Below are 16,450 nucleotides of genomic sequence, written 5' to 3'. Positions count from 1 at the left end.
TCCTCCGGGCTTCCCTTCGGTGTTTCCGACTCTATCAGATCTTTTTCCGATCCGATTTCCTCGGTGCTTTCCAGGTTCCCGCTTTCGCGTTTCCCTTTCCGGCGGTTCCGACTTTATCAGAAGTTCTGAGTCGGAATTTCCACCCGGTCCGTGGCACCTGGATCCGATGCATGAAGCACTGGGGTTCCCGGTCGGGCAGAGCCGTAAACCTACTGGAGCGGGGCTCCTCGATGCAAATCGAGGAGCCCCGCTCCGGGTTCACGCGTGCGCGGGTCAGACCTCCACGACGACCGGGAGGATCATCGGCCTGCGGCGATACGTGTCCGAGACCCACTTGCCGAGGGTCCGCCGAATGAGTTGCTGCAGCTGGTGGGGTTCCACCACGCCGTCCTGGGCCGAGCGTTCCAGGACTTCCGAGATCTTCGGGAGGACGGCCGCGAACGCCGAGTCCTCGATGCCGGACCCGCGGGCCTGGACGTGAGGGCCACCCGTGATCTTGCCGGTGGACGAGTCGACGACCACGAAGACCGAGATGATGCCCTCGTCGCCGAGGATCTTGCGGTCCTTGAGGGCCGGCTCGCCCACGTCGCCGACCGAGAGGCCGTCGACGTACACGTAACCCGCCTGGACCTTGCCGGAGATCTTCGCCTTGCCCCCGACGAGGTCGACGACGACGCCGTCCTCGGCGATGACGATGCGGTCGTGCGGGACACCGGTGAGCGCGCCCAGTTCGGCGTTGGCCCGCAGGTGCCGCCATTCGCCGTGGACCGGCATCAGGTTCTTCGGCCGGCAGATGTTGTAGAAGTACAGCAGCTCGCCGGCGGAGGCGTGGCCGGAGACGTGCACCTTGGCGTTGCCCTTGTGGACGACGTTGGCGCCCCAGCGGGTCAGGCCGTTGATGACGCGGTAGACCGCGTTCTCGTTTCCGGGGATGAGGGACGAGGCCAGGATGACCGTGTCCCCCTCGACGATGCGGATCTGGTGGTCGCGGTTGGCCATCCGGGACAGGGCCGCCATCGGCTCGCCCTGGGAGCCCGTGCAGACCAGGACCACCTCGCTGTCCGGGAGGTCGTCGAGCGTCTTGACGTCCACGACCAGGCCCGGCGGGACCTTCAGATAGCCGAGGTCCCTGGCGATGCCCATGTTGCGGACCATCGAGCGGCCGACGAAGGCGACCCGGCGGCCGTACTCATGGGCCGCGTCCAGGATCTGCTGGATGCGGTGGACGTGGCTGGCGAAGCTCGCCACGATGATCCGCTTGCGGGCGCCGGCGAAGACCTGGCGCAGGACGTTGGAGATGTCGCGCTCGGGCGGGACGAAGCCCGGGACCTCGGCGTTCGTGGAGTCGGCGAGGAGGAGGTCGATGCCTTCCTCGCTGAGCCGGGCGAACGCGTGTAGATCCGTGAGGCGGTTGTCCAGCGGGAGCTGGTCCATCTTGAAGTCGCCGGTGTGGACCACCATGCCCGCGGGGGTGCGGATCGCCACCGCCAGGGCGTCGGGGATGGAGTGGTTGACGGCGATGAACTCGCAGTCGAAGGGACCGACGCGCTCGCGCCGGCCCTCCGCCACTTCCAGGGTGTAGGGGCGGATGCGGTGCTCCTGGAGCTTGGCCTCGATGAGCGCGAGGGTCAGCTTGGAGCCGATCAGCGGGATGTCCGGCTTCTCGCGGAGCAGGAAGGGGACACCGCCGATGTGGTCCTCGTGGCCATGGGTCAGGACGATGCCCTCGATGTCGTCGAGGCGGTCCCGGATGGACGAGAAGTCCGGCAGGATCAGGTCGATCCCGGGCTGCTCCTCCTCGGGGAAGAGCACTCCGCAGTCGACGATCAGCAAGCGGCCGTCGTACTCGAAGACGGTCATGTTTCGGCCGATCTCGCCGAGCCCGCCGAGCGGGGTGACGCGCAGGGCGCCTTCGGGGAGCTGCGGAGGCGCGCCGAGTTCAGGATGCGGATGACTCAAAAGACTCTCCTCACCACGCACGCCACGTACCGGTCGGGCACGTGGCGTGCGTGACGTTCGTGCATAAGCAGTTGTCGTTGTGTGGGGTGCGGGCACACCGGTGGTCCCGCTTATTCAGTTGTGAAGCCTTGCTGCGCGGACAGCCGCGCGAAGTCTGTTGTCAGAGCTGTACCCCGCCAGCAGCAAGATCGATCTTGAGCTGGGAGATCTCCTCGGCCGAACATTCGACCATGGGGGCGCGCAGCGGTCCGGCGGGCAGCCCCTGGAGGGCGAGCGCGGCCTTGGTCGTCATGACGCCCTGGGTGCGGAACATGCCGGTGTAGACCGGGAGCAGCTTCTGGTGGATCTCCGTCGCCTTCTGGACGTCACCGGAGGTGAAGGCCTCGACGAGGGCCCTGAGGTCCGGGGTGACCACGTGGCCGACCACGGAGACGAAGCCGACGGCGCCCACGGAGAGCAGCGGCAGGTTGAGCATGTCGTCGCCGGAGTACCAGGCGAGGCCGGACTGGGCGATGGCCCAGCTCGCGCGGCCGAGGTCGCCCTTGGCGTCCTTGTTGGCGACGATCCTGGGGTGCTCGGCCAGGCGGACGAACGTCTCCGTGCTGATCGGGACGCCGCTGCGGCCGGGGATGTCGTAGAGCATGACGGGCAGCTCGGTGACGTCGGCGACGGCCGTGAAGTGCCGGTACAGGCCCTCCTGCGGGGGCTTGTTGTAGTACGGCGTGACGACCAGCAGGCCGTGGGCGCCGTCTCGCTCGGCCTGGCGGGCCAGCTCGATGCTGTGGTGGGTGTCGTTGGTACCGACGCCGGCCACCACGTGGGCGCGGTCGCCGACCGCCTCCAGTACGGCTCGTACGAGGTCCGATTTCTCCGCGTCGCTGGTGGTGGGGGACTCGCCGGTGGTCCCGTTGATGATCAGGCCGTCGTTGCCTGCGTCCACCAGGTGGGTGGCAAGCCGCTGCGCGCCGTCGAGGTCGAGCGCGCCGTCCGCCGTGAAGGGCGTGACCATGGCGGTGAGGACCCGCCCGAAGGGGGTCTGCGGAGTGGAGGTCGGAGCCATGGGTTACACGCTACTCGGTGCTCACGGCGCGGTCTGCCCTTGGGGTACGGGGAAAGTCCGGACAAATGCGGAGCCCGGCACTGCCTGCTCGGGGGTTCAAGCAGTGCCGGGTCCGTTTGATCAGGCTAGATGAACTTCGCTAAATGCCGCAATACGGACACTTCGCGAGGCTGATCCGTACATCTGTGCCGAGCACGTCAAAATGGCCGGGTTACGGGGCGACACGGCCGTTGGCGTTGAACGCGGCGTAGGTGAGCGGCATGAGCTTGGCCCACTCCGCTTCCATCTTCTCGCCGACCATCTCGATCTCCCGCTGCGGGAAGGACGGCACCTTGGCCAGCTCGTGCTGGGTCCGCAGGCCGAGGAAGTGCATCAGCGACCGGGCGTTGCAGGTGGCGTACATCGAGGAGAAGAGGCCGACGGGCAGGACCGCTCGGGCGACCTCGCGGGCGACACCGGCGGCGAGCATCTCCTGGTAGGCCTCGTACGCCTGCCGGTAGGAGTCCTCCATCGTCCGGCCGACGAGCTCCTGCTGGGCCTGGGTGCCCTCGACGAAGACGTACTTGCCGGGACGTCCCTCCTGGACGAGCTTGCGGGACTCGTCAGGAACGTAGAAGACGGGTTCGAGCTGCCGGTACCTGCCCGACTCCTCGTTGTAGGACCATCCGACCCTGTGCCTCATGAACTCGCGGAAGACGAAGATCGGGGCGCTGATGAAGAACGTCATCGAGTTGTGCTCGAAGGGGCTGCCATGCCGGTCCCGCATCAGGTAGTTGATCAGGCCCTTGGAGCGCTCGGGGTCCTTCTTCAGCTCGTCCAGGGACTGCTCGCCGGCGGTGGAGACGCGGGCGGCCCACAGCACGTCCGAGTCGGCCGCGCTGTGCTTGACCAGCTCAACGGTGACTTCGCTGCGGAAGCTGGGCTTGAGGTCGTCGGCGGGGGTGTCGGTCACGGCTCGGAGGGTCCTTCCATCACTTCTCTCGGGCGGCGCCCACTCTACGGCCCGGCACTGACATCGGGGCGTTCGGTGCCGGGGCGCTGCATACGGCGGCAAAATTCTGTGAATTCGGTGAAACCGGGCACCTTTCGGGGCACCCGCGCGTCTGTGTAGATGCCGGACATTCCTTCGATCCCGATCCGGTCCCGATGCGATCCCGAGAGGAGAAGCACCGCCCATGTTCCTCCCCCAGCTACCGCCGGGAGGTGCCCCCAGCGAACCAGTACCGTTCGCCTTCCTCGCCGAAGGCGACAGGTTCCGCAGCAATGTCGCTCCCCCGCCCCGTCAGCGGTCGTCCGTGAGCCAGATAGCCGGGCGATGGCTGCTCGGGCTCACCATCGTGGCTGGACTCGTGGGGTCGGTGGTCCTCGGCATGCCGGCGCTGTCCACGCCGTCCGACACCCAGACGCAGCAGTCGCAGGCCTCTCAGGGGCACTGACTCTTCCGGACCCCCATGAGTGGTGAGCGGGGACATGGCCGGATAGCCTCACCGGGCACAGCCCATGCATGGATTGAGTGAGGACCAGCCGTGCCCCTGCCCTTCCTGACGGCCGACCGCACCTTCGACGCGGCACCCGACACCGCGCTGCCCTACGACGACCGGGACCGTTGGCGGCGCCCCTACCGGCCCGGCCCATGGCGTGTGGGCGGGGCTGCCCTGTGGTTGCTGCTCGCCTCGTTCGTGCTGTTCGCGGCGGTCGCACTCGCCCTGACCGGTTCGCTCGGCTCCGCCGGAGTGGTTCTCGGCATCGCGTTGCTGATCATCGCCGGCGCCTTGCGGATACTGCGCATGGGCGTGTGGGTGAGCGCGCGCGGAGTGCGCCAGGTGGGTCTGGTGTACACGCGGACCGTGCCCTGGAAGCGGGTCGCCTCGGTGCGCACGGCGCAGCAGCCGGTGCGCTGGCTGGGGCTCCCGCGCACGGTGCAGGGGCAGGCGCTGACGCTGGTGCGCAAGGACCGGGCGGCGGGGGACGCGGCACCGCTGCTGACCACGCACACGATGGACTTCGTGGGCCGCTCGTCCGCCTTCGACCATGCGGCGGACGCGGTGGAGGCATGGGCGGCGGAGTACCGGCGCGGTTAGCGCCCGCAGAGCGGGAAGGGGCCGGTCCGCGGTGTGCGGGCGCCGGCCCCTTCGTCGTACAAGCCGCGTACAGGCTACGTACGGGCTACGTACAAGCCGCGTACGGGCTGGTGGAGGCGTACGGCTCAGGCCTCGATCGGCTTGCCCTCGTGCAGGGCGATGGCGCGCTGCATCGCCTTACGGGCGCGTGGGGTGTCCCGGGCGTCGTGGTACGCGACGGCGAGGCGGAACCAGCTGCGCCAGTCGTCCGGGGCGGCCTCCGTCTCGGCCTTGCGCTTGGCGAAGACCTCGTCGGCCGAGTCGCGGTCGATCCGGCCGCCGGGCGTGCGCTTCAGCTCGTCCACGGGCAGGCCGCCCTCGGCGTCGAGTGCGGCGGCGAGGGCGTTGGCCTTGCGGACGAACTGGGTGTTCTTCCACAGGAACCACAGGCCGATGACCGGCAGGATCAGCACCGCCACCCCGAAGGTGACGGTGAGGAGCGTGCCGGTCTGGATGAGCATCACGCCCCGGCTGCCGACCAGGACGAAGTAGAAGAGCAGGACGGCGGCCGTGATGGCGTAGGAGATCTTCGCGCGCATGAGCAGGGGCCTTCCGGGGCTCAGCCGAGGTCCAGGAAGTTCTCCAGGCCGAAGGTCAGGCCCGGAGTGGTGACCACGCGGCGCGCGCCGAGCAGGATGCCCGGCATGAAGCTGCTGTGGTGGAGGGAGTCGTGGCGGACGGTGAGGGTCTCGCCCTCGCCGCCCAGCAGGACCTCCTGGTGGGCGAGGAGGCCGCGCAGGCGGACCGCATGCACCGGGATGCCGTCGACGCTGGCTCCCCGGGCGCCGTCCAGGGCCGTCACCGTGGCGTCCGGGGCCGCGGCGGTGCCGGCCGCGCGGCGGGCCTCGGCGATGAGCTGGGCCGTGCGGGTGGCCGTGCCACTCGGCGCGTCCACCTTGTTCGGGTGGTGGAGTTCGATGACCTCCACCGACTCGAAGTAGGGCGCGGCGATCTGCGCGAACTTCATCGTCAGCACGGCGCCGATGGAGAAGTTCGGGGCGATGAGCACGCCGGTCTCAGGGGACTGGGCGAGCCAGCCCCTCAGCTGCGCGAGGCGTTCGTCGGTCCAGCCCGTCGTACCGACGACCGCGTGGATGCCGTGGCGCACGCAGAAGTCGAGGTTGCCCATGACCGAGGCGGGGGTGGTGAGTTCGACGGCGACCTGGGCGCCGGACTCGGCCAGCGCCTCCAGCTTGTCGCCCCGGCCGAGGGCGGCGACCAGCTCCATGTCCTCGGCGGCCTCGACCGCCTTGACCGCCTCGGAGCCGATCCGGCCCTTGGCGCCGAGGACCGCCACGCGCAGCTTGCTCATCTTCTTCGTTCCTTACCGGTGATGTGTCAGGCGACGGCGTCGTGCAGGCGTGCGGCCTGTTTGTCCTTGAGCGGGCCGATGACCGACAGCGACGGGCGCTGTCCCAGGATGTCGCGGGCGACCGAGCGGACCTCGTCCGGGGTCACCGCGGCTATCCGGGTCAGCATGTCGTCGACGGACATCTGCTCGCCCCAGCACAGCTCGCTCTTGCCGATACGGTTCATCAGCGCGCCGGTGTCCTCCAGGCCGAGGACCGTGGAGCCCTGGAGCTGGCCGATGGCACGCCCTATCTCGTCGTCCGGCAGACCGTTCTCGGCGACCTGGTCGAGTTCGTCCCGGCAGATCTTCAGCACGTCGTGGACCTGCGAGGGGCGGCAGCCGGCGTAGACGCCGAACAGACCGCAGTCGGCGAAGCCGGACGTGTACGAGTACACGCTGTAGGCCAGGCCGCGCTTCTCGCGGACCTCCTGGAAGAGCCGGGAGGACATGCCGCCGCCGAGGGCGGTGTTGAGCACGCCGAGCGCCCAGCGGCGGTCGTCGGTGCGGGCGAGGCCGGGCATGCCGAGGACGACATGTGCCTGCTCGGTCTTGCGGCCGAGGAGTTCGACGCGGCCGGCGGTGCGGATCGTACGGCTGCCGTCGCGCGGGGCGATGGGGGCGGCCGCGGTGTTCCGGAAGGCGCCGGCCTTCTCGAAGGCCGCGCGGACCTGTCGTACGACCTTGTTGTGGTCGATGTTGCCGGCCGCGGCGACCACCAGGTGGGTGGGGTCGTAGTGCTTCTTGTAGAAGCGGCGGATGCGGTCGGCGGTGAGGGCGTTGACCGTGTCGACGGTGCCGAGGACCGGGCGGCCGAGGGCGTTGTCGCCGAACATGGTGTGCGCGAACAGGTCGTGCACACAGTCGCCGGGGTCGTCCTCGGTCATGGCGATCTCTTCGAGGATCGCGCCCCGCTCGACGTTGACGTCGTCTTCCAGGATCAGCGAGCCCGTGAGCATGTCGCAGACGACGTCGATGGCGAGCGGCAGGTCGGTATCGAGCACGCGCGCGTAGTAGCACGTGTACTCCTTCGCCGTGAACGCGTTCATCTCGCCGCCGACCGCGTCGATGGCGGAGGAGATGTCCAGGGCGGAGCGGCGCGTGGTGCCCTTGAAGAGCAGGTGCTCCAGGTAGTGGGTGGCGCCGTTCAGGGCGGGGGTCTCGTCGCGGGAGCCGACATGGGCCCAGATGCCGAAGGTCGCGGAGCGGACCGACGGCAGGGTCTCGGTGACGATGCGCAGGCCGCCCGGGAGGGTGGTCTTACGGACCGTGCCGATGCCGTTCTCGCCCTTGATCAGGGTTTGGGTACGGGCAACGGCCCGCGCCTCCGAGGAGGTGCGGGCCGTCGCCGTGGAGCTGCTCGACGTCACTTGTCGGTGTCGTCCTTCGCGTCCTCGTCGGAACCTTCCTCGCCCTCGATCACGGGGATGAGGGAGAGCTTGCCGCGGGAGTCGATCTCGGCGATCTCGACCTGGACCTTGTGGCCCACACCGAGGACGTCCTCGACGTTCTCCACGCGCTTGCCGCCGGCCAGCTTGCGGATCTGCGAGATGTGCAGCAGACCGTCCTTGCCGGGGAGGAGGGAGACGAAGGCGCCGAACGTCGTCGTCTTCACGACCGTGCCCAGGTAGCGCTCGCCGACCTCGGGCATCGTCGGGTTGGCGATGCCGTTGATGGTCGTACGGGCGGCCTCGGCGGACGGGCCGTCGGCGGCACCGATGTAGATGGTGCCGTCGTCCTCGATGGTGATCTCGGCGCCGGTGTCCTCCTGGATCTGGTTGATCATCTTGCCCTTGGGGCCGATGACCTCGCCGATCTTGTCCACGGGGATCTTGACGGTGATGATCCGCGGGGCGTTGGGGGACATCTCGTCCGGGGTGTCGATCGCTTCCATCATCACGTCGAGGATGTGGAGGCGGGCGTCCCGGGCCTGCTTGAGGGCGGCGGCCAGGACGGAGGCCGGGATGCCGTCCAGCTTGGTGTCGAGCTGGAGGGCGGTCACGAACTCCTTGGTGCCGGCGACCTTGAAGTCCATGTCACCGAAGGCGTCCTCCGCACCGAGGATGTCGGTGAGGGTGACGTAGTGCGTCTCGCCGTCGATGTCCTGGGAGATCAGGCCCATGGCGATACCGGCGACCGGGGCCTTCAGCGGCACACCGGCGTTCAGCAGCGACATGGTGGAGGCGCAGACGGAACCCATGGACGTCGAGCCGTTGGAGCTCAGCGCCTCGGAGACCTGGCGGATCGCGTAGGGGAACTCCTCGCGGGTCGGCAGGACCGGGACCAGGGCGCGCTCGGCGAGGGCGCCGTGGCCGATCTCGCGGCGCTTCGGGGAGCCGACGCGGCCGGTCTCGCCGGTGGAGTACGGCGGGAAGTTGTAGTTGTGCATGTAGCGCTTGCGGGTCACCGGGGAGAGGGTGTCCAGCTGCTGCTCCATCCGGAGCATGTTGAGGGTGGTGACGCCCAGGATCTGGGTCTCGCCACGCTCGAACACGGCGGAGCCGTGCACGCGCGGGATGGCCTCGACCTCGGCGGCGAGCGTACGGATGTCCGTGACGCCACGGCCGTCGATGCGCTTCTTCTCCTTGATCACGCGCTCGCGGACCAGCTGCTTGGTGAGCGAGCGGTACGCGGCGGAGATCTCCTTCTCGCGGCCCTCGAACTCCGGGAGCAGCTTCTCGGCGGCCAGACCCTTGACGCGGTCCAGCTCGGCCTCGCGCTCCTGCTTGCCCGCGATGGTCAGCGCGGAGGCGAGCTCCGGGCGGACGGCGGCGGACAGCGCCTCCAGGACGTCGTCCTGGTAGTCGAGGAAGATCGGGAACTCGCCGGTCGGCTTGGCGGCCTTCGCGGCGAGGTCGGCCTGGGCCTTGCACAGGACCTTGATGAAGGGCTTCGCGGCCTCCAGACCGGCGGCGACGACCTCCTCGGTCGGCGCCTCGGCACCACCCTGGACCAGCTGGATGGTCTTGTCGGTGGCCTCGGCCTCGACCATCATGATCGCGACGTCGCCGTCCTCCAGGGCGCGGCCCGCGACGACCATGTCGAAGACGGCGTCCTCGAGCTCGGAGTGCGTCGGGAAGGCGACCCACTGGCCGTTGATCAGCGCGACGCGGACGCCGCCGATCGGGCCGGAGAAGGGCAGACCGGCCAGCTGGGTGGACGCGGACGCGGCGTTGATCGCGACGACGTCGTACAGGTGGTCGGGGTTGAGCGCCATGATGGTGGCGACGACCTGGATCTCGTTGCGCAGGCCCTTCTTGAAGGACGGGCGCAGCGGGCGGTCGATCAGACGGCAGGTGAGGATCGCGTCCTCGCTCGGCCGGCCCTCACGGCGGAAGAAGGAACCCGGGATCTTGCCGGCGGCGTACATCCGCTCCTCGACGTCCACCGTGAGGGGGAAGAAGTCGAGCTGGTCCTTGGGGTTCTTGGAGGCGGTGGTGGCCGACAGCACCATGGTGTCGTCGTCCAGGTACGCCACGGCGGAGCCGGCGGCCTGCTTGGCCAGGCGGCCCGTCTCGAAACGGATGGTGCGGGTGCCGAAGGCGCCGTTGTCGATGACGGCCTCGGCGTAGTGGGTCTCGTTCTCCACTAGCGTTTTCTCCTCGTCTTCGTCCCTCACTGCCCGTGTGGCAGGGGGACGGTTGCGGAGAAGCGCGCCGTGCTGTGCGGGCCGGTCTTCGATCGAAGCACCCGGGGCTCGCTTCCCCCCGGGGGCCACTACCGAGGACCGGCGGCGGCTTGGGTGCGCTTCTCCTTGTTCGTTGTCGTGCTGTGTCGTCCGTACTGCGTTGTGCTACCACACTACAAAGCGTGAGTGACACTCCGCACGTTTCCCCACGTACGGGAGTACTTGCGGCAGCGCTTGCGGCAGTACTTTCCGTACGTACGGCAAAGGGAGCGGCCCCGGTGATTCCGGGAACCGCTCCCTTCACTGCGACTTACTTGGCGCCCGCCGCACCACGGCGGATGCCCAGGCGGTCCACCAGCGCACGGAAGCGCTGGATGTCCTTCTTCGCCAGGTACTGCAGGAGGCGACGGCGCTGGCCGACCAGGATCAGCAGACCACGGCGGGAGTGGTGGTCGTGCTTGTGGGTCTTGAGGTGCTCCGTCAGGTCGGAGATCCGGCGCGACAGCATGGCGACCTGGACCTCGGGAGAGCCGGTGTCACCCTCCCTGGTACCGAACTCGGAGATGATCTGCTTCTTCGTGGCGGCGTCGAGCGACACGCGTACTCCTCATAGTCTGTGAATGACCTCCGAGTGCCCCCGGTCTTCATCGCGGGGAAGCTTCCACAACTCGGGAGGCAGGATCCGCCGGGCACGGCCTCCGGGGTTCACTGGGGACTCCGGAGGTGCGTACACAAACGGCCGTCGTCAAGAGTACCAGTGCCGGTGGGGGGCTATGTCCGGGGGCTGTGGAAAAGGTACGCGCCGGTACGGCCGCCAGTAGTGTGGCGGTCACAGCCCAGGTACATCGGGAAGGGGTCGCTGCGGGATGAGCGAGACGGCTGAGGAGATGAAGGCGCGCAAGGAGCGGGAACGGGACGAGCTCTACGCGCTCGACATCTCGGGCGTCGAGTGGCACTGCGCGCCCGGTACCGAGCAGGACGAGGAGCGGGTCGAGATCGCCTACCTGCCCGAGGGGGCCGTGGCCATGCGCTCGTCGCTCGACCCGGACACCGTGCTGCGGTACACGGAGGCGGAGTGGCGCGCGTTCGTGCTGGGCGCACGGGACGGCGAGTTCGATCTGGAGCCGAACGAGCGCAACGGGGGTCTCGCCGCCCAGTGAGCGGCGATGACCCGGTCGCCCGGTGCAGGGTGGCCGCAGGGCGGCACGCATGCGTGCCGCCCTTTTCACGGCCTGCCGTCGGCGCGTCCGTGCGCAATGCCGCGGCTTCCGGGGCCAGTTCACGCGCATGCAGGACGGGAGGCGCCAACTGGCGCCCGAACTGACGGTTCTTGCCCGTTTTGTTCATCGATTGTTCGGTAACTGGAAAGCCCCGCGCACCACTTCCGGGCAGGGTGTGACCAGGTGGGCTTCGGCCGAGAGACGGACGGGCCTGCCGAGGTGCGGCGGGTGGTGATTAGGCTGGGAGGGGGTGCGACGTCAGGACCGTGAACACGGCGTCGAAGTCCCAAGGGGGAGAGCCGGTGGATCGGACTACCTCGAACGAATACGGATGCTGAGAACGACACGACACGGTCGTCGCGCCGGCACGGCATGAGGGTGCTCGACCACACCAGGAGGAACTGTGAGCAGCGATCGGGACGGGATCCGCGGGGGCTGGGCCACACCCGGCGATGACCAGCCCGACGCGGAGTCCCTCAACGAGATCACGGGCGAGTTCACCATCGACTACGCGCCGCCCGCCTGGTACACGCAGAACGCGGCCGGGGGACCCGGGGCAGCCGACGGTTCCGGCGCGCCGGGTACGGACGCCCCGGGCGCCGGGGGTACGTCCGGTGCGCCGGGCGGGCCGGGGGCCGGTGCGGGTGCGGGTACCCAGGCCGCCGGTACGGCGCCTGCCCCTCAGCCGCGTTCGCCGTTCCCGCCGGGTGCGCCGATCCCCGGACTGACCCCTCCTCCGCACGCCCAGCAGGGGCAGCGGGGCGGGACACCGGCGCCGGGGGGCGCGTTCACCCCGCCGCCCGCGCCGACGCCCGGCGCTCCCTTCACTCCGCCGCCCACGTCGTCCCCGGGGGCACCCTTCACGCCGCCGCCCACGTCAACTCCCGGCGCGCCCTTCACACCTCCGGCCGCCGCGACACCAGGCGCCCCGGGCACCCCTGCCCCCACCTCGACACCCGGGGCACCCTTCACCCCGCCGCCCACGTCAACTCCCGGCGCGCCCTTCACACCTCCGGCCGCCGCGACACCAGGCGCCCCGAGCACCCCTGCCCCCACCTCGACACCCGGGGCACCCTTCACCCCGCCGCCCCCGTCAACTCCCGGCGCGCCGTTCACTCCTGCGCCAGCGTCAACGCCGGGGGCGCCCTTCACTCCGCCCCCGACCGCGGCGCCTGGGGCACCCTTCACGCCGCCGCCCGCCCCGACGCCGGGGGCACCTTTCACTCCGCCGGCTCCGAGCGCGAACGCGGGGGTGCCGGCCGCTCCGCCTGTGCCGCCCGCCCCACCGGCCGTCCCGCCCACCGCGCCGTTCACCCAGGCCGCGGTGCCCGGGCTGCCCGTCGGTTTCGAGCCGCAGCGGCCCGCCGCCGAGGAGCAGGCGCCCCAGCCCGAGCCCGACAACGGTGACCTGGAGGGCGGTGCGACGATGCGGTTCTCCGCCGCCGCGGTGAAGCGCGAGGTGGCCGATGCGGCCGCCGAGCAGGCTGCCGCGCCCAGGAGCGAGGCCCCTGATCAGGGCACCCCCGATGAAGCGGAAGAGGATGCGGGCGCCGGCGTCGTCGTGCTCCCGGTGGCCTCCGAGACCGAGGCCGAGGACTCGGGCGAGGAGCAGGAGGCGCCCGAGGCGCCGGTATCGGCCGACGTGGACGACTCGCTCCACGTCGCCATCGACGTGATCGGCTCCGCGGAGGACGAGAGCGACGCGGGCCAGGAGAGCCACGAGGACGAGGCCGTACTCGACGAGTCCGTCTCCGCCGAAGCCGACGGCACGGACGAGCCCGCCCGGGAAGCCGCCCCGCCGGACGACACCGAGGACGACGAGCCCCAGAGCCCGGTCCTCGACACCGACGCAGACGCCGACGCCGACGCCGACCGCGAGGACGACGGTGCCGACGAGGAGGCCCGCTCCGAGACCGGTGCCGCCGTGGCCGCTGAGCCCGAGGGCGCACCCTCCGCCCCCCAGGACCCGCCTCCGGCTCCCGAGGACCTCATCCCCACCGCCTGGGCTCCCCCGCCCACGCCGCCGGCCGCGGTCCCGCCGTTGCCGCCGTCCTACCAGCCCGCGGCCCCCGCCCCGGCCGCCCAGTGGCCGGCCCAGCCCGCACCGCAGGAGCCGGCGCCCGGTCAGCCCCAGCCGCAGCCGCAGCCCCAGCCGGCACCCGTGCAGGGCCCGGCCGGTGTGCCCGGTCAGCAGCAGACGTTCCAGCCGCAGGCACCGCAGCCCGCGCCCGCCGCCTGGAACCAGCCCGCGCCCCCGCAGCACCCCGCGCCCGATGCGCAGGACGGTTACGGCTTCCCGCAGCCGGGCGCCCCCGTCCCGCCGCAGGCACCGGACGGCTACGGCTATCCCCTCCCCGGCGCCCAGCCCCCGGCCCCCGACGCGCAGGCCGGCTACGGCTACCCCGGCGCCCCCGCACCCCAGCCGCCCCTGCCCGGCGGTTACGGCTACCCCCTCGCCGCGGCTCAGCCCCCGGCGCCCCCGGCCCAGCCCGACGGCTACGGCTTCCCGCAGCCCGGCCGGCCGCAGCCGCAGCCGCAGGCCCCGCAGCCGCCCCACCAGCCCCAGGCTCCCCAGGACCCGCGCGCAGCCCAGCCCGCTCCAGCCGCTCCGCCCGCCCAGGCACCGCAGCCCGAGCAGGCGCCTCAGCAGGCGCCGCAGGCCCCCCAGCCCCCGGTCGACCCCCGTGCCGGTGCCGCCTGGCCGCAGCCGATCCAGCACGACCAGCGGCAGATGACCAACCCCGGTGCCGCGCCGCTGGGTTACACCGCCGCCGTGGAGCTGTCCTCCGACCGGCTGCTCAACAACAAGAAGCAGAAGACGAAGAGCGGCCGGCCCACCGCCGCCTCCTCCCGGTTCAAGCTCGGCGGGAAGAAGGAAGAGGCCGAGCGGCAGCGGAAGTTGGACCTGATCCGCACGCCGGTGCTGTCCTGCTACCGGATAGCGGTGATCAGCCTCAAGGGCGGTGTCGGCAAGACGACCACGACCACCGCGCTGGGCTCCACGCTCGCCACCGAGCGCCAGGACAAGATCCTCGCCATCGACGCCAACCCGGACGCGGGTACGCTCGGCCGCCGCGTGCGCCGGGAGACCGGGGCCACCATCCGTGACCTCGTCCAGGCGATCCCGTACCTCAACTCCTACATGGACATCCGGCGGTTCACCTCCCAGGCCCCGTCCGGCCTGGAGATCATCGCCAACGACGTCGACCCGGCCGTCTCGACCACGTTCAACGACGAGGACTACCGGCGTGCGATCGACGTCCTCGGCAGGCAGTACCCGATCATCCTCACCGACTCCGGCACCGGTCTGCTCTACAGCGCCATGCGTGGCGTGCTCGACCTCGCCGACCAGCTGATCATCGTCTCGACGCCGTCGGTGGACGGTGCGAGCAGCGCGAGCACGACGCTGGACTGGCTGTCCGCGCACGGGTACGCCGACCTCGTCTCGCGGTCCATCACCGTCATCTCCGGGGTCCGCGAGACCGGCAAGATGATCAAGGTCGAGGACATCGTGTCGCACTTCGAGACGCGCTGCCGCGGTGTCATGGTCGTCCCCTTCGACGAGCACCTGGCCGCCGGTGCCGAGGTGGACCTCGACATGATGCGGCCCAAGGTGCGCGAGGCGTACTTCAACCTCTCGGCGATGGTCGCCGAGGACTTCGTACGGCACCAGCAGATGCACGGCCTGTGGACCAGCGACGGCAACCCGCCGCCGGTCGCCGCCCCGCCGATGCCGGGCCAGCCACTGCCCGGCCAGCAGCACTACGCACCGGGCAAGCCGCAGCAGCCGTACGCGCCCGGACAGCCGCAGCCGTACGCACCGGGACAGCCGTACCCGCAGCAGCCGGGACAGCCGTATCCCCCGCAGCCGCAGCCGCAGCCCGGATACGGCTACCCGCAAGCCGGCGCCCAGCCGCCCGCCGCTCCCCCGGCCCAGCCCGACGGCTACGGCTTCCCGCAGCCCGGCCAGCCGCAACCGCAGGCACCGCAGCAGGCCCCGCAGCCGCCCCACCAGCCGCAGCCCTCGCAGGGACAGCCCCCGCAGCAGTGACCGAAACGCCGAAGGGCGGCCGGTGCCTCAGCGCACCGGCCGCCCTTCGGCGTTGTCGACCGACAGGTCAGGCCTCCTCGGCCGCGACCAGTTCCCGGCAGCGCTTGACGTCCTCGGCCATCTGCTCCAGCAGGGCGTCGAGGGAGTCGAACCTGGCCTGGCCGCGCACGTACGCCAGGAAGTCGACGGCGACGTGCAGGCCGTACAGGTCGAGGCCGAGGCGGTCGATGGCGTACGCCTCGACCGTGCGCTCGGTGCCGTCGAACTGCGGGTTCGTGCCGACGGAGATCGCGGCCGGCATCGCCTCGCCCTGGACGTGCAGGAAGCCGGCGTAGACGCCGTCGGCGGGGATCGCGGTGTGCGGGAGCGTCTCGACGTTGGCCGTGGGGAAGCCCAGCTCGCGGCCGCGCTGGGCGCCGCGTACGACCACGCCCTCCACCCGGTGCGGGCGGCCGAGGATCTCGCGGGCGCCGGCGACATCGCCCTCGGCGACCAGGCGGCGGGTCAGGGTCGAGGAGAACGGCTCGCCGCCGCCCGCCTCGCCACGCACGTACAGGTCGACGACCTCGACCTCGAAGTCGTACACCTTGCCCTGCTCGGTCAGGAACTCGACGTTGCCCGCGGCCTTGTGGCCGAAGCGGAAGTTCGGTCCCTCGACGACGGCCTTGGCGTGCAACTTGTCGACCAGGACCTTCACCACGAAGTCGGCGGCCGACAGCTTCGAGAACTCGGTGGTGAAGGGCAGGATCAGCACCGCGTCCACGCCCAGCTCCGCCATCAGCTCGGCGCGGGTGTGGTGCGGGGCGAGCAGCGGCGGGTGGCTGCCGGGGCGGACGACCTCGCTGGGGTGCGGGTCGAAGGTGACGACGACGGCGGGGATGCCCAGCTCACGGGCGCGGTCCACAGCATGCCGGATGATCAGCTGGTGACCGCGGTGCACCCCGTCGTAGGAACCGATGGTGACGACGCTGCGCCCCCAGTCCTCGGGGATGTCCTCCAAGCCACGCCAGCGCTGCACTGTGTCCGCTCCTCGAACCTGTGTCGGTTGTCCCTCTTACGCAGGT

Annotated in this window: 13 protein-coding genes; 4 read left to right on the top strand and 9 right to left on the bottom strand. The window is 70.5% G+C overall.

Annotated features, from left to right (window positions below; translation table 11 throughout):
- Positions 1 to 273: 273 nt before the first annotated feature.
- From ACIRR9_RS45625 to thyX, 3 genes are all read right to left on the bottom strand, one after another.
- Positions 274 to 1,959: a ribonuclease J gene (locus ACIRR9_RS45625; protein WP_403764937.1), complete on the bottom strand. Its 1,686-nt coding sequence runs from the start codon at positions 1,957 to 1,959 to the stop codon at positions 274 to 276.
- 160 nt (positions 1,960 to 2,119) lie between these two features.
- Positions 2,120 to 3,019 (bottom strand): 4-hydroxy-tetrahydrodipicolinate synthase, encoded by a 900-nt coding sequence (dapA, locus tag ACIRR9_RS45620; protein WP_123973660.1) that lies wholly within the window; start codon positions 3,017 to 3,019, stop codon positions 2,120 to 2,122.
- A gap of 211 nt (positions 3,020 to 3,230) precedes the next feature.
- The gene (thyX, locus tag ACIRR9_RS45615) at positions 3,231 to 3,971 is read right to left on the bottom strand and encodes an FAD-dependent thymidylate synthase (protein ID WP_403764935.1); all 741 of its coding nucleotides are present in this window, start codon (positions 3,969 to 3,971) and stop codon (positions 3,231 to 3,233) included.
- 223 nt (positions 3,972 to 4,194) lie between these two features.
- Between thyX and ACIRR9_RS45610 the strand changes: the two genes are divergently transcribed.
- The gene (locus ACIRR9_RS45610; RefSeq protein ID WP_403764933.1) at positions 4,195 to 4,455 is read left to right on the top strand and encodes a hypothetical protein; all 261 of its coding nucleotides are present in this window, start codon (positions 4,195 to 4,197) and stop codon (positions 4,453 to 4,455) included.
- A 90-nt stretch (positions 4,456 to 4,545) separates the two neighbouring features.
- On the top strand, positions 4,546 to 5,100 hold the full coding sequence (locus ACIRR9_RS45605) for a hypothetical protein (protein ID WP_384577114.1): 555 nt from the start codon (positions 4,546 to 4,548) through the stop codon (positions 5,098 to 5,100).
- A 125-nt stretch (positions 5,101 to 5,225) separates the two neighbouring features.
- Here the strand turns inward: ACIRR9_RS45605 and ACIRR9_RS45600 are convergent, their stop codons facing one another.
- From ACIRR9_RS45600 to rpsO, 5 genes are all read right to left on the bottom strand, one after another.
- On the bottom strand, positions 5,226 to 5,678 hold the full coding sequence (locus ACIRR9_RS45600; protein WP_123973664.1) for a tetratricopeptide repeat protein: 453 nt from the start codon (positions 5,676 to 5,678) through the stop codon (positions 5,226 to 5,228).
- Positions 5,679 to 5,698: 20 nt separating this feature from the next.
- Positions 5,699 to 6,451, bottom strand: a complete 753-nt coding sequence (dapB, locus tag ACIRR9_RS45595) for a 4-hydroxy-tetrahydrodipicolinate reductase (RefSeq protein WP_403764930.1) — start codon at positions 6,449 to 6,451, stop codon at positions 5,699 to 5,701.
- A gap of 26 nt (positions 6,452 to 6,477) precedes the next feature.
- On the bottom strand, positions 6,478 to 7,857 hold the full coding sequence (locus tag ACIRR9_RS45590; RefSeq protein ID WP_365352164.1) for a pitrilysin family protein: 1,380 nt from the start codon (positions 7,855 to 7,857) through the stop codon (positions 6,478 to 6,480).
- A complete protein-coding gene (locus ACIRR9_RS45585) occupies positions 7,854 to 10,076 on the bottom strand; it encodes a polyribonucleotide nucleotidyltransferase (RefSeq protein WP_403764928.1) in 2,223 nt (740 codons plus the stop codon). The genes ACIRR9_RS45590 and ACIRR9_RS45585 overlap by 4 nt, the downstream gene beginning before the upstream one ends.
- A 349-nt stretch (positions 10,077 to 10,425) precedes the next feature.
- A complete protein-coding gene (gene rpsO, locus ACIRR9_RS45580; protein WP_365352169.1) occupies positions 10,426 to 10,713 on the bottom strand; it encodes a 30S ribosomal protein S15 in 288 nt (95 codons plus the stop codon).
- A 268-nt stretch (positions 10,714 to 10,981) separates the two neighbouring features.
- Between rpsO and ACIRR9_RS45575 the strand changes: the two genes are divergently transcribed.
- A complete protein-coding gene (locus ACIRR9_RS45575; RefSeq protein WP_123973668.1) occupies positions 10,982 to 11,275 on the top strand; it encodes a DUF397 domain-containing protein in 294 nt (97 codons plus the stop codon).
- 463 nt (positions 11,276 to 11,738) lie between these two features.
- Positions 11,739 to 15,386, top strand: coding sequence for an SCO5717 family growth-regulating ATPase (locus ACIRR9_RS45570; protein ID WP_403764925.1), 3,648 nt, complete (start codon positions 11,739 to 11,741; stop codon positions 15,384 to 15,386).
- 67 nt (positions 15,387 to 15,453) lie between these two features.
- Here ACIRR9_RS45570 and ACIRR9_RS45565 read toward each other — a convergent pair whose 3' ends face one another.
- On the bottom strand, positions 15,454 to 16,404 hold the full coding sequence (locus ACIRR9_RS45565) for a bifunctional riboflavin kinase/FAD synthetase (RefSeq protein ID WP_365352172.1): 951 nt from the start codon (positions 16,402 to 16,404) through the stop codon (positions 15,454 to 15,456).
- Positions 16,405 to 16,450 lie beyond the last annotated feature (46 nt).

The organism is Streptomyces sp. NPDC101234 (assembly GCF_044767525.1).
GTDB lineage: Bacteria > Actinomycetota > Actinomycetes > Streptomycetales > Streptomycetaceae > Streptomyces > Streptomyces sasae.
The sequence above is the reverse complement of the archived record's forward strand: the minus strand, read 5'-3'. Positions and strand labels throughout refer to the sequence as shown.

Bases quoted from the DNA above. Each gene is read 5' to 3' on its own strand.
- ACIRR9_RS45600 (WP_123973664.1), bottom strand. From the start codon at position 5,678: ATGCGCGCGAAGATCTCCTACGCCATCACGGCCGCCGTCCTGCTCTTC.
- dapA (WP_123973660.1), bottom strand. From the start codon at position 3,019: ATGGCTCCGACCTCCACTCCGCAGACCCCCTTCGGGCGGGTCCTCACC.
- dapB (WP_403764930.1), bottom strand. From the start codon at position 6,451: ATGAGCAAGCTGCGCGTGGCGGTCCTCGGCGCCAAGGGCCGGATCGGC.
- ACIRR9_RS45575 (WP_123973668.1), top strand. From the start codon at position 10,982: ATGAGCGAGACGGCTGAGGAGATGAAGGCGCGCAAGGAGCGGGAACGG.
- ACIRR9_RS45610 (WP_403764933.1), top strand. From the start codon at position 4,195: ATGTTCCTCCCCCAGCTACCGCCGGGAGGTGCCCCCAGCGAACCAGTA.